The sequence below is a fragment of the Spongiimicrobium salis genome, assembly GCF_043678055.1.
GTDB lineage: Bacteria > Bacteroidota > Bacteroidia > Flavobacteriales > Flavobacteriaceae > Spongiimicrobium > Spongiimicrobium salis.
In genome coordinates this window covers 309,318-322,264 of the sequence record NZ_JBHEQA010000002.1, presented here as the reverse complement: position 1 = coordinate 322,264, position 12,947 = coordinate 309,318, and the positions used below count along the sequence as shown (strand labels likewise).

9 protein-coding genes are annotated in these 12,947 nt (G+C 39.5%); 1 reads left to right on the top strand and 8 read right to left on the bottom strand.

Translation table 11 applies throughout. The annotated features are described in order from the left end of the window. Positions 1–26: 26 nt before the first annotated feature. Both ACEXOE_RS10795 and ACEXOE_RS10790 read right to left on the bottom strand, forming a co-directional pair. A complete protein-coding gene (locus ACEXOE_RS10795; protein ID WP_394748793.1) occupies positions 27–1,553 on the bottom strand; it encodes an FG-GAP-like repeat-containing protein in 1,527 nt (508 codons plus the stop codon). A gap of 69 nt (positions 1,554–1,622) precedes the next feature. Then, the gene (locus ACEXOE_RS10790) at positions 1,623–2,495 is read right to left on the bottom strand and encodes a pirin family protein (protein ID WP_394748792.1); all 873 of its coding nucleotides are present in this window, start codon (positions 2,493–2,495) and stop codon (positions 1,623–1,625) included. A gap of 50 nt (positions 2,496–2,545) precedes the next feature. Here ACEXOE_RS10790 and ACEXOE_RS10785 point away from each other — a divergent pair, with 50 nt between their 5' ends. After that, positions 2,546–3,880: a serine hydrolase domain-containing protein gene (locus tag ACEXOE_RS10785; RefSeq protein ID WP_394748791.1), complete on the top strand. Its 1,335-nt coding sequence runs from the start codon at positions 2,546–2,548 to the stop codon at positions 3,878–3,880. A gap of 282 nt (positions 3,881–4,162) precedes the next feature. On the opposite strand, the gene ACEXOE_RS10780 is transcribed toward ACEXOE_RS10785, so the two are convergent. From ACEXOE_RS10780 to ACEXOE_RS10755, 6 genes are all read right to left on the bottom strand, one after another. Beyond that, positions 4,163–5,410 (bottom strand): cation:proton antiporter, encoded by a 1,248-nt coding sequence (locus ACEXOE_RS10780; protein WP_394748790.1) that lies wholly within the window; start codon positions 5,408–5,410, stop codon positions 4,163–4,165. Positions 5,411–5,811: 401 nt separating this feature from the next. Further along, positions 5,812–6,210: a thioredoxin family protein gene (locus tag ACEXOE_RS10775; RefSeq protein WP_394748789.1), complete on the bottom strand. Its 399-nt coding sequence runs from the start codon at positions 6,208–6,210 to the stop codon at positions 5,812–5,814. Positions 6,211–6,724: 514 nt separating this feature from the next. After that, positions 6,725–8,083, bottom strand: a complete 1,359-nt coding sequence (locus tag ACEXOE_RS10770; RefSeq protein WP_394748788.1) for a hypothetical protein — start codon at positions 8,081–8,083, stop codon at positions 6,725–6,727. A gap of 1,172 nt (positions 8,084–9,255) precedes the next feature. Beyond that, the gene (locus tag ACEXOE_RS10765) at positions 9,256–10,098 is read right to left on the bottom strand and encodes a 1,4-dihydroxy-2-naphthoyl-CoA synthase (protein ID WP_394748787.1); all 843 of its coding nucleotides are present in this window, start codon (positions 10,096–10,098) and stop codon (positions 9,256–9,258) included. A gap of 2 nt (positions 10,099–10,100) precedes the next feature. Further along, complete coding sequence (locus ACEXOE_RS10760; protein ID WP_394748786.1) at positions 10,101–11,351, bottom strand: glycosyltransferase; 1,251 nt, start codon at positions 11,349–11,351, stop codon at positions 10,101–10,103. Continuing rightward, the gene (locus tag ACEXOE_RS10755) at positions 11,352–12,863 is read right to left on the bottom strand and encodes a DEAD/DEAH box helicase (RefSeq protein ID WP_394748785.1); all 1,512 of its coding nucleotides are present in this window, start codon (positions 12,861–12,863) and stop codon (positions 11,352–11,354) included. Positions 12,864–12,947: the final 84 nt, after the last annotated feature.

Here is a 12,947-nt window from a genome sequence, read left to right as displayed (position 1 = left end):
ACAACACTTTAGATACCTCCGCCCCGCTAGCGCAGGGTGTTTCTCAATATCATAATATGGGCTTTCTCCCGATCCCATAATGCCTGTAATTCCTTCGGTACCGGTGAAAAAACATAGGAAAAGGAGCTTAAAACAATATCTTGGTCCCCATCTCCATCCACATCTTCTGTATCCATCAGCAACCAACGCCCATTTTTCGCTGTTTCAAAGGTGTAGGGTTCAAAACTAAAGTTATCCGCATCTTTATTTTCCAAATACACAAAGGAGAATTCCGGATGATTAAAATAATCGGGAAAAGCGGCCATAAGTCCAAAATCAACATCCCCATCTTCATCAAAATCCCGGGCCACTACCCTAGTTACCCCATTCAAAGGATAAAAATAGGTCTCGGTAAAGGTATTATCACCCCCATTGATATGTATGCGCATGCCGTGATAGGGCTTTAGGGTTACGGATTTATCTGCATTGTCACCATTCACGGTAATAATATCTTTATCCCCATCCCCGTCATAATCGATCAGTTCAAACCAACTACTGCCATAGATAGGACTAAATTCAATGGCCTTTTCCGAACGGAATTCCAAAGCTTCTTTTTGGTAAAGAATACTGATACTTTCGCTGCCTTGCGATACCAAAGCGACCAAGTCTTCCTTCCCATCATGATCCATATCCTCGGCAAGAACCCGGATTACCCCAGGTTGATTTAATAACACTTTTTTTATGTATTTCCCTTCTTCCTTTGTGAACAAGGATAGTTTTCCTGTAAAATACCCAAATTCGCTCACTACCAATTCATCCGTACCATCCTTATCCAAATCATGCACCAAAGTATGTACTGGTCTGTGAATCACCTCTGGAAGATAGCTTATGGTATCTTTGGTCTCCAAGGCAATACTCCCCAAAGCTACTTCAGAAGGATCTAATTGTCCTACTGTAGTCACGAATCCCGTTTCTCCTTTGCGGGTATAATCCGTTATAGCGCTTCTAAATTTTTTTCGTTGGACGCTGGCGGTATTTCCCAAATCATAGGTCGTGAGAAATCCGTTCACATCGCCTGTCAGCAGTTGTTTGTGCTCCGCATCATAGTCCATAAAGGTAATCAGGGACCTTCCTATACTATCCAAAGTAACGGGGGAAGCCGCAAACTGTGTCAGCCTTTTACTTCTATTGGCTTTAGGGCCTGGCAATAAGGTATCCGGGGCTAGTTTTAACACATACGCTTTTAGCAATTGCCAATCTTCTTCGCTGATGATGGGCGTATACGGGAAGATGCCGGTTTTTCCTATGGCATATTGTTCCTCATAAGAAAATTCCCTGGTGAGGTCATACAAAGAATCTTTTATGCCCATTCTAGCGCCCATTTCGGGAAGCACATATCTGGACCAAATCCTTTTTGGTAAATCCTGGATATCCGGAGCAATATGGCAAGAGGCACAATAGGTATCATATAGGCGCTTCTGCCTTTCTTCTTTTCGTTGTCCGCAAGAAACCACTAGGAAACATCCCAATAGAAATAGGGTCTTGATGCTTTGTCTGCAAAAGATAATTGCCATAGTATTGCTTTAAACAGGGAAGATAGCCATCCCGTATAAAGCGTGCAAAAGAATAGGTGTTTATTCTTTTTATTTGGGCAATGGGATATAGGTAGTCTCATCTTCCATCATGGGGAAGGTCCTATCTTCCCAGGCCTTTTTAGCCTTGTTCAATTTTTCTTTATCGTAAGACACAAAATTCCACAATAAAAAACGTTCTTCAGGGAATGGTTCCCCGCCAAAAAGTAAAAGGTGGGTATTTGGTTTTAGCACCGTACTGCATATATCCTCTACTTTGGACACCAATATATTTCCCTTTTCAATGCGCTGTCCACAGGCCTCCACAGCTCCTTCGACCACACAAATACCAATTTCTCCTTTCAGTTGCCCTTGCGTATTCAAATGATATTCTTCCTGACTTTTTATTTCTATCATAAACAAAGGGGAATGTACAGGCACTTGTGATTTTTGTCCATAGCCTTCTCCTGCTATCAATTTAAAGGTGGTGCTACCCTCCTTCCATATAGGTAATTCTTCTGCGGGACAATGGTGAAATGAAGGCGCAATATCCTCTAAATGTTTGGGCAATGCTATCCAAATTTGGTACCCATGGGCCCATGTTTGTTTTCCCTGTCTTAAGTGTTTGGGGGTTCTTTCCGTATGCGATACTCCTTTTCCGGCTACCATCCAGTTTACAGATCCCGGACTAATCAATTGTTTTGTTCCAATGCTGTCTTCATGCATAATTTCCCCTTCCAACATATAGGTTAGTGTTGATAGGCCAATATGGGGGTGCTGATCAACATCCAGATAGCGATCAGGCCCCAATAATGAAGGCCCCATATGATCAATAAAAATAAAGGGACCTATCATTCTTTTTTTTCGAAACGGAATTAGTCTTCCCACTAAAAAATCTCCAATATCCCTACTTCTTTCTTCAATAATTAATCCAAGGTTCGACATAAAATCAAATACTTATATTCGTACTTTTAAATATACAATTCTTTCCCTATATGAAAATCGTAAAACGTCTTTTACTGGTATTGGTTGCTGGACTCATTTTTGCCCTTGTCTATAATTATCCAAAACTTACGATCATATCGGGATACGCTTCAAAAAATATGGCTTCCAGTGTTTTTATTGCACAGCGCACAGCAGAATCCATCACTAAAAACGACAATAATGTTCCTCTTATTAAATTGGCCGATACCGATGTTGACCTGAGTTTGCGGTATGCGAGTTCATCCGTCTTTGGGCTTATGGAACGTAAGGCCGTGTATCGGGAAGGTTTAGGCTGTGTTTTGGTCACCGATACGGGAAATCCTGCAGCCGTTTCCCTGATTCCCCAACGTAGCGTATTAGATTCGCCCCTTCCTTTCCCCTATGGAAACAACGGGACCAAGGACAGTACTTTTGCTGAAGTGGATTATGACCAATTGAAGAGCGCTATGGACCATGCCTTTGCTGATCCGGAAGTTACCAAGACAAGAACAGTTTTAGTGGTGTACAAAGATCATATTATTGCGGAACAGTATACGGGTGGGTTAACCGTAAATACTCCCATTTTGGGATGGTCCATGACTAAAAGTATTACAGGAACACTCTATGGCATATTACAGCATCAGGGAAAGATCAATGTGAATGATCTTGCTCCGGTATCCGAATGGCAGGGAGATGACCGAAAAAATATTAGTTTGAATCACCTATTGCGCATGCAAAGTGGATTGGAATGGGATGAGGATTATGCATCGATCTCCGATGTGAACAAGATGTTGTTTTTAGCGGATGATATGACTCAACCCCAGATTCTTAAGGAAGCTCTGGCTCCTCCTACCGAAATATGGAATTACTCTTCGGGCACCTCCAATTTATTATCGGGTATTTTGAGGCAGGAATTTAACAGTCACCAAGAATATCTGGATTTCCCCTACACCCAGCTCATTGATAAAATAGGTATGCATTCCATGCTGATCGAAACGGATCTACAAGGAAATTTTGTAGGATCGTCCTATGCCTGGGCCACCACAAGGGATTGGGCCAAGTTTGGGTTGTTGTACCTTCATGAAGGCAATTGGAATGGCGAGCAATTGTTTGCGCGTAGTTGGGACGATTACGTGCGTAAACCCACCGCGGGATCTGAGGGGACTTATGGGGCCCATTTCTGGTTGAATGCCGAAGGAAAATATCCCGACGTTCCAAGAGATATGTACTCTGCCAATGGGTTTCAAGGGCAACGTGTTTTCATTATTCCTTCCAAAGATTTGGTGGTGGTAAGAACAGGTTTGGGAGCCGCGCCCAACTTTGACATCAATACTTTTCTCAAGGAAATTATTGCTGCCATACCCTAAGTTAGCCACACAGCCATCAAGAAAACCCTAGTTTTAGCTTTGTTTTTTATCGATAAAAAACACCGTTTATCGTGTAGACCACAATTCTCCCTTAGTTCACAACAATATTTTTTGATTTCCTGAGATTCGCCTTAGTTTTACTGTGTAATAAAGAAATAAAAATTTTCATTTTCATATAGTGTTCTCGTAAAAGGGTCCGGTCTTCTCAGATCAGGACTCTTTTTAGTTTACCCCCTTTTTTAATAGGGATTCCGGAGGTATCGAATAGGGACCTACAAGAACTTACTTTTGTCTTAGTTGCAGTTTTTTTACCAGTTTCTCTATGGTAAGCCCCTGTGCGATAATAGAAAAGATAACGACCACATAGGTAATCACCAAAAATAGCTCGCGATGCATTTCTTGGGACAAGCCCAAAGCCAAGGCAATAGATATTCCGCCACGCAGACCTCCCCAAGTCATGATCAGGTTGGTATTGGGTACAAAATTGAGTTTCTTTTTAAAGAAGTTAACAGGAAGCAATAAGGATAGGTATCTACAGATCAAAATTACCGGAATGGCGATAAGACCCGCTACGATATACTCTCCTTCGAATACCAGTTCCAACATTTCCATTCCTATCAATATAAACAACACCGCATTCAAAAGAATATCGATCAATTCCCAAAACTTGTCCACATACATTTCGGTAGTCTCGGACATGGCCGTATTCCGTACGGTATCGTTTCCTACCAATAGGCCAGCGGCCACCATGGCCAAGGGAGCTGATAAGTGTAATTTTTGAGCAATTAACGTTCCCACCATGACCATGGCCAAGGTGATGATGACCTCAATATCAAAATCGTCAATAGATTTCAATAAGCGATAGGTAATCCAACCCAATAATAGTCCTAAAAGGAGGCCTCCTATGACTTCCTGTCCAAAAAGTCCAAGCGTTGCCATAAAATCAAAATCCCCAGTTCCTGAAGAAGCGATTTGATAAATGGTCAAAAACACGACTACCCCAACGCCATCATTGAACAGGGATTCCCCAACGATTTGGGTTTCCAAGGTTTTGGGAACTCCCGCTTTTTTTAAAATTCCCAGCACAGCAATAGGGTCCGTGGGGGAAATAAGAGAGCCAAACAACAAGCAATAGATAAAATCTACGGGAAGTCCCAGAAGTTGTAGGATGAAAAACATGGCTCCTCCAATTAAAAAAGTAGACACCATTACTCCTAAGGTAGCAAAGGCAATCACGGGCCAACGTTGTAATTTTAACTGTTGAAAATTGGTATGTAAGGCCCCTGCAAACAGGAGAAAGCTCAGCATCTGATCTAACAGTACTGTTTTGAAATCGATCTGCCGTACAAATTCCAATTCCGCTCTAAGGAGCGTATCGTCAAAATAACTTAAGACCAGCACTGCCAGGGTGTATACTATGGTAATGAGCATTAAGCCAATGGTATTGGGCAGTTTTAAAAAGCGGACGTTGATATAGCCGAATGCGGCAGCTAAAAAAATAAGTGCGGTTATGATCAAATAACTATCCATAAAAAGAGGTTCTATTTTTGGTTGTTTGTCCCATTCCTAAGAAGCACTCTTGCGCAGGACAACACGAAAATATAAAAACTCTTTAAGATGGGAGGTTACCTTCGCTTAACTGTTTGAAAAATTCTATGTTATATTATTATATAGTCTTCTGTATCTATGAGTTTTTATCATCATCTTCAAAAAGTTCTTTTTGCATCAATTTGATTTTCAGATTTAAGTACTTCAACATGAGAAATCCTAAATAAATAAAGAAGCTACAAAAGCCTGCGTACAATACCAGTACTAGAAAAGTGGGAATCACTTCTAGAAAAGTGTAAAAGGAAGAAAATATCATAAAACTGCTGGTTTAATTAGAAAGCAAGACTTAAATGATTTCTGATTTTAACATAAAAATATCCGAATTAATAATCATAGATGTCGGTATTTACAAAATCGTACATGACCTTGGCCATGTAATCATAATCCAAGATACTATCTCCTTGTTTGATATTATAAAGAGTGACACCCCCAATTCGTGCCAACACCTTCCCTTTATTTCCTATCTTTAGAAAAGTGGGAACAGATTTCACCTTATAGATTTCTTTCAACCTTCTTCTATCATTGTCCATATCTATCTTTTTTAGACGGACATTTGAAAGTGCTTCCTTCATCGCTTCGGTCTTCCTAGCTTTCTTGAATATTTTACAGGGCCCGCACCAAGTTGCGGTAAAATAATATACAGTTACCTTTTCTTTTTTTTGTCCAAAGGAAGACATCGAAAAGAATAATATCATCACTATCAATAAGCTATTTTTCATCATTGTCCGATTTTTTTTCTTAAGTATTTGATCAAGTAAATGATCAGAACAACCACGGCAATCATTACGAATATATTGATCAAACCCAACAAAAATTCTATCAAACTCCAAATGGAATCATCTCGAAAGGATTTTTCTTGTATGAGTAAGAAAATTAGGTTTTTATACTTAAACATGTTAAAATTTAAAATTCTTGGTCAGGAAAGTAAATCCACAAAAATACAAAGGCTATTAACATTGCAGTAAGTATAAATAATAGAATGAAAGAAAGTACTATCTTTCTAATGATACTATAATCCTTAAGCCTTTTTATTATTTTCATAATTATACTTTTTCATTTTTCTCCATCATCGCGTTTTTGTTCTAAATCCTTGATACGCAATTTCAGATATCTTGATAATAACCTAGCAAAATAAATTATTACGACAACAACGGATATCATTGTCACCAGCAAGAAAATTTGCCAAATCAATAAACTCGTACTTGAAGTCTCTATAAGTTTGTCCATAATATTTTTTTAATCTATTCCCCGAATACTGATAAGTTCACCTGTTTCCTCGTTTAGGATAAGTTCATACCTGAACAATTCCGAAACGCTAAAATCTTGATCTAAAAAGTCCAATCCATACCTCATTCTGCCCGTAATAATCAATCGTGATTGGTTTACGGATTTGTGAGTTACATTGAAGGATATCAATTCCCAATTACTCAATAACCCACCTCCTGTCTGGGTGGTCGTTAAATTGGTTACCATATAGGGAGTAGCATCCGTCTTTAATTGTTGGTCGATGAACAGGTTTACATCAACCGATGTAAAGGAAAAAAGCCCTACGATTCTTATAAACCCCTCCAATCTTTTAGTACCATCTTGCAATGTAGTCAAAGTATTACCTATATCAAACGTGGATTCGACATTATTTAACCTGTTTCTTAGTTCTGTAACACTTGATACACTTGGAAGGATTCCGCCGATATCTTCAAAACTATAGGACTCTATAAGACCCTCACTTATCATACTATTGAGTTCGCTCAATATCCTCGGTGCCACTATTGGTGTAGTTCCATCCGTGTCACAGTCAAAACAGGGCAAATCGGTATTGGCGCCATCGCCACCATCGCCTCCTCCTCTATTTGGGAACTCTTCATCATTGTTATTGTTTGGGTCATTTCCTCCACTTGGGGAGTCCTCTTGTTCATCGTCGTTATTGTCGTTTCCTTCGGTGTCCCCGCTGTCATTGGAGCCTCCACTCCCGTCAGGTTCGGGACAGTCAATTATCTCAAGGTTAATAATAGGAAGTCCTGTTCCCTGGCTTTCTCCTTGCACGGGAGCACAACACGAACCAAAAGGACATTCATTCAATATTCCTCCACCAAAAGGGTCCCGAGCCGTGATCAGGTGTTCAAAATCAGTATCCGCTTCAATGAAACGGACCTTATCCGAAAAATCCATTTCCTCGCCATTGTAGTATTGTATCTGATCTTCTAGAGATACATCATAAAGTACAAAGAAGGCTTTATAGGTATTGTCACGTTGTTTACTGATTAAGAGGTTTTCAAAACCTTCCATCTCTGCATTGTCTCTAGTTATGGGGAAAGTATACGAATCATAATCTCCTTTTTGGACATAGATCACATTATCCGTTAGTACTTCAAAATCATTCTCTCTCCCGGTTAATAGAGGGGCGTTATAATTTTCGGCCAGTTTTAAAACCTCCGGTTTAATGGTATTAACTTCTTCCTTGCTTATTTTTCTAGCAAAATATTCGAGCTTTACCTCTGAAAATTCTTGAGGTGTCCTTTCCTCATTTTCACAGCTTACACCAAACATTAATACCGCACCTACAGAAAAATACTGAATTACTTTTTTTAACATCATAAATTTATTTTTTGGTTGTTATAGAGGTAACTGTCCTCTTTTCATTATGATGAATGGACCATTCAATGTATTCGATATCGTATGCCCAAAGTAATATTGAGCACGAAACAAATATATAGAAAATAATAACTAAATATGAATAAAAATAATAAATATTTAAATTTATACGCATTTTAATTGCATATTTTAGTATATAATATATTGAATCTCCCTGAATCTTAAGGAGTTAGGAAAATCTGATTTTTTTTGCATTTTTTAAATCAATTGGAAGAAGGCTTTTCAACCCCTAACGCTGCTATACATTGGAGTCATTTTCCGTATATCAGAAAGCCCAAATATCATTTTTCTCTGTGGACACCACTACTTCTGAAGGGTTCACAACAATAATTTATTTATGAGGTAGAAGGAGGCTATATTTACATCGTAATAACGACATAAAAATTTTCATTTTCATATAGTGTTCTCGTAAAAGGGTCCGGTCTACTTAGATTAGGACTCTTTTTTATTGTGTATTATTTGATTTTTTTGCGTAACTATCCCTAACCCAATCCCAAAAGATACGCTTGGACCAAAATAAATGTCAAAATCTCGATTAAGGGAATTCAAGGCACTTATAGGGTATACTGAGACTCCATATTTCTTGATTGCTACTCCTCCACAATCATTAGGTTTATCAACGAATAGTTCACTAAAAATCAGTTCTGTGAATTTTCAAATAACAAGATTTAAAGCCTACACCACAGAATTTTGGACCTACACAACAATAATTTAGAAATGCAGGGGAATCCCTCTATATTCGAAGTGTAATAAAGAAATAAAAATTTTCATTTTCATATAGTGTTCTCGTAAAAGGGTCCGGTCTACTTAGATCAGGACTCTTTTTAGTTTAGCACTGTTTCTTATCACAAGATATTATAAGTGGCGCTATAGTCTCTCCCTGAAATATCTAAATATCAGAATTCAAGCAAGATACCACGCTAATGACGCCATTCACAACAATAATTTAATTCCCTCGATGTAATGGTCTACTTTAGTTAAAGAATTAGTCAAACAAGTTAATTTTTTCATTTTCATATAGTGTTCTCGTAAAAGGGTCCGGTCTTCTTAGATCAGGACTCTTTTTAGTTTTAGGCCTACGAAAACTTGAATGAATATCTCCTTTACAAGGCGTATTAAGGAATCCACTTGTTTTCCCCAAAATTGGGTTTACGTTTTTCCAAAAAGGCATTTCGTCCTTCTTTGGCTTCATCGGTCATATAGGCCAAGCGTGTAGCCTCTCCCGCAAAAACCTGTTGCCCTACCATACCATCATCTGTAAGATTCATGGCAAACTTTAGCATCTTTATAGAGGTTGGGGATTTTGCCAATATTTCCTGTGCCCATTCATAGGCGGTGGTTTCCAATTCCTCATGGGGAATCACGGCATTGACCATACCCATTTCATAGGCTTCCTGTGCGGAGTAATTTCTTCCCAGGAAAAAGATCTCCCGGGCCTTTTTTTGCCCTACCATTTTTGCCAAATAGGCTGATCCATACCCCCCGTCGAAACTGGTCACATCGGCATCTGTCTGCTTAAAGATAGCATGTTCCTTACTAGCCAAGGTAAGATCACATACCACGTGTAAGCTATGTCCTCCACCTACGGCCCATCCTGGTACCACCGCAATAACGGCCTTGGGCATAAAACGAATCAAACGCTGTACTTCCAGGATATTAAGGCGATGCATTCCATCTTCTCCCACATATCCCTGATGTCCTCTTGCTTTTTGATCTCCTCCACTACAAAAGGAATAGACGCCATCTTTGGTAGAAGGCCCTTCTGCAGATAATAGCACTACTCCAATGGAGGTATCTTCCTGCGCATCATAAAAAGCCTGATACAACTCGCTTGTGGTCTTTGGTCGAAAGGCATTCCGGACATTCGGTCGGTTGAATGCTATTCGCGCTACGCCATTGCTCTTTTTATAGGTGATATCTTCAAATTCTTTTGCAATTTTCCAATCGATCTGTTTCATTTCTATAGTGATTTATTTTTTTCCTCGATCCATTTGGACATGTATTTTGTGCTGGCCATTTGTTGTTGTTGCAACATGGCTCCAATGAAATTCATGTTTCTATGAGATCTTAAGTTTGTTTGTATATGTTCTATTTTAGACAATAAGCCTTCTTGTAACTTTTCTTTTTGATATCTATGTTGTATTATTTTTATGCCATTTTGCTGGGCCTGATGCCATTTTTCTTCTTCCTGATATAACTGTACCGCTGCTTTGGCAAATGCTGCTACCTCATCTACGACCACGCCATTCCAAGGGAGGTCATCATGCATCCCTTCTGCCCCTATTCTTGTGGTTACACTTGGAGTACCTGAAAGCATTCCATCGATCAATTTTCCCTTTATTCCGGCACCAAAACGCAAAGGAGCCAAGTTTACTCTTGCTCTTCCCATAACTTCGTGCACCTCTGGTGCCCTCCCCATGATATGGAAACCTGTTTGGGGGTGATGCAACTGCTTTACTTTTTCGGGTAAATACGCCCCATAAATACGCACTTGTGCCTGTGGTAACCATTGCCGTATTACGGGCCATATGGTTTTCTTTAGCCAAAGTACAGCATCGACATTTGGAGCATGTTTTCCGTTTCCAATACAAATAAAGCCTGCCCTATCCTTAAAGAGCACCCAATCTTCTGCATCTACTTTAGCCACCATAAATGGAATATGGACCAATAAACGGTCATTTATGCCGATATACTTTTCCAACAACTCCATCTCATAGGTCGAAATCATCAAGGAGCAATCTGATCTATATATACTGGCGATTTCACGTTTGGTTTTCTCGCTCTCCAGCCAATCCGCTATGCTAAAGGCCTTTTCCTTCTTTACCGCCTGCTCTCGCACATAACGCAGGGAATGCAGATCTTCCGTATCCAATATGCGTACGGCATCGGGGAGTTGTTCCGTTATACGCCAACCAAATTGTTCTTCAGTCAAAAAACGATCAAATAGTACGATTTGGGGATTCAAGACTTTGACGAAAGCATCAAAACTAGCATCGTTCAAAGTTATTGCCTTTGTAGTCACCCCCATGGCTTCCATATCCAGACTATAAGGACCTCTAACCGCCGTTGAAGCAAAGGTGAGCTGATATCCGGCTTCTATAAAACAATGTAGCAATTGCAACATTCGGCTACCTGCCGCTGTTGCCGTAGGCTCTGGCCAAACAAAACCAATGACCAACAGTTTCCTATCCTCCCCCATGGATTCTTCCATTTACATTTTGGCCGCAAATTTTTGCGAAATACTCAATCGTAATTTTCGCTCGTAATCTTCCTCCAACCATTCCTTGTAATTCTTTGTATTGTTCATGATACAATAGGAGTACTGACGCACGCGATAAGCAATTTCTTCTTTGAGCTGTTTTGCCAATATTCGGGCATCAAAGACATCTTCACTGTTTTCTACACAAATTTTGGCATGTTGCTCTATACTGCGTTCCAAAACGGTTTTGGATTTTAAGCCTTGGGCAAATATCTTTTTATACTCTGCTTTAATATCGTATTCCAAGACCTCTGATTTGCTGAATTGGGCTTTCAATTCTTCGGGCATTTCATACACAAATTCCCGTTCTATCTCCTCATCATTCTTAATATTCTCCAAAAAGAAATCCGGGAAGTGGAAAATCTCCTGCCAATCTATGGGAGCATCCCACTTTCCAAATCGGGCCAAGTTGTTTCCAAGGTCAATTACGGTAAATTCATCTTTATTGGGCAGTATTCTAGATCCCCTTCCGATCATTTGAAAATATAGGGTCAAGGATTTTGTGGCCCTATTTAGAATGATGGTTTCTACCGTAGGCTCATCAAAGCCGGTTGTCAATATACTGACCGAGGTTAAAATAGCATCTGGAGTATTGGAAAACCACTCCAGGATTTCACGGCGTTCCGTAGCATTGTTTTTGTTATCGAGATGACGGATGTTATACCCTACTTTTTTAAAGGTCTCGTAAACATATCTCGAGGTATTGATCCCATTGTTAAAAATTAGGGTTTTTGTTCCCTTGGCAATTTTCTCATAGGTACTCAACAATTTCCCCAGCATATTCTGGTTTCCATAGAGCTCATCGGAAGATTTCACCGTATAATCCCCACTTATTCCCAACTTCAAGGTTTTGAGGCTTACATCGCTATTGAACATATTTGCCCTGGCCAAAAAATTCTTTTCAATAAGGGATGCGATAGATTCTCCCACAATCAGTTTGGAATAATTATCCTTCATGGGGAGTTTAATATTGGAACTCAAAGGAGTAGCCGTAACCCCAAGGATAATGGACTTCTCAAAATACTTGAACAATTTGCGAAAGGAGTTGTAATGGGCTTCATCAATAATCACCAAACCAATGTTCTGTATCTCTACTTTATCATCCTGTAACCTGTTGTTCAAGGTTTCTACCATGGCCACAAAACACATGTATTCATCCTGATCTTGGAGTTCCTTGACTTGACTATTGATGATCTTATTATGGACACCAAAGCCTTCCAACATACGGGAAGTCTGGGTGCTCAATTCAATTCTATGGGTCAAGACCACCACTTTTTTACCCGTTTTTTCAATATAACGACGGGCTATTTCGGAAAAAACCACCGTCTTTCCTCCTCCAGTAGGCAATTGGTATAATACATTGACATCATCCGCGGATTCTTCAAAATACTTGAAAATAGTACGCAGGTCCTGTAACTGATAATCGTATAACTTCTTCTCTATGGTCTCTTTTTGTAACTTCAAGGTAGTTAGATGATGCTTTTAGTATTCCATTTTTTCAGTAGTGTACCGAAAAAAAATAAACCCTACTAAATTATATGTTTTTTA

Excerpts from the sequence above, each read along its gene's own strand:
- ACEXOE_RS10775 (WP_394748789.1), bottom strand. The coding sequence starts at position 6,210 with ATGATGAAAAATAGCTTATTGATAGTGATGATATTATTCTTTTCGATG.
- ACEXOE_RS10785 (WP_394748791.1), top strand. The coding sequence starts at position 2,546 with ATGAAAATCGTAAAACGTCTTTTACTGGTATTGGTTGCTGGACTCATT.
- ACEXOE_RS10770 (WP_394748788.1), bottom strand. The coding sequence starts at position 8,083 with ATGATGTTAAAAAAAGTAATTCAGTATTTTTCTGTAGGTGCGGTATTA.
- ACEXOE_RS10795 (WP_394748793.1), bottom strand. The coding sequence starts at position 1,553 with ATGGCAATTATCTTTTGCAGACAAAGCATCAAGACCCTATTTCTATTG.
- ACEXOE_RS10760 (WP_394748786.1), bottom strand. The coding sequence starts at position 11,351 with ATGGAAGAATCCATGGGGGAGGATAGGAAACTGTTGGTCATTGGTTTT.
- ACEXOE_RS10765 (WP_394748787.1), bottom strand. The coding sequence starts at position 10,098 with ATGAAACAGATCGATTGGAAAATTGCAAAAGAATTTGAAGATATCACC.
- ACEXOE_RS10780 (WP_394748790.1), bottom strand. The coding sequence starts at position 5,410 with ATGGATAGTTATTTGATCATAACCGCACTTATTTTTTTAGCTGCCGCA.
- ACEXOE_RS10790 (WP_394748792.1), bottom strand. The coding sequence starts at position 2,495 with ATGTCGAACCTTGGATTAATTATTGAAGAAAGAAGTAGGGATATTGGA.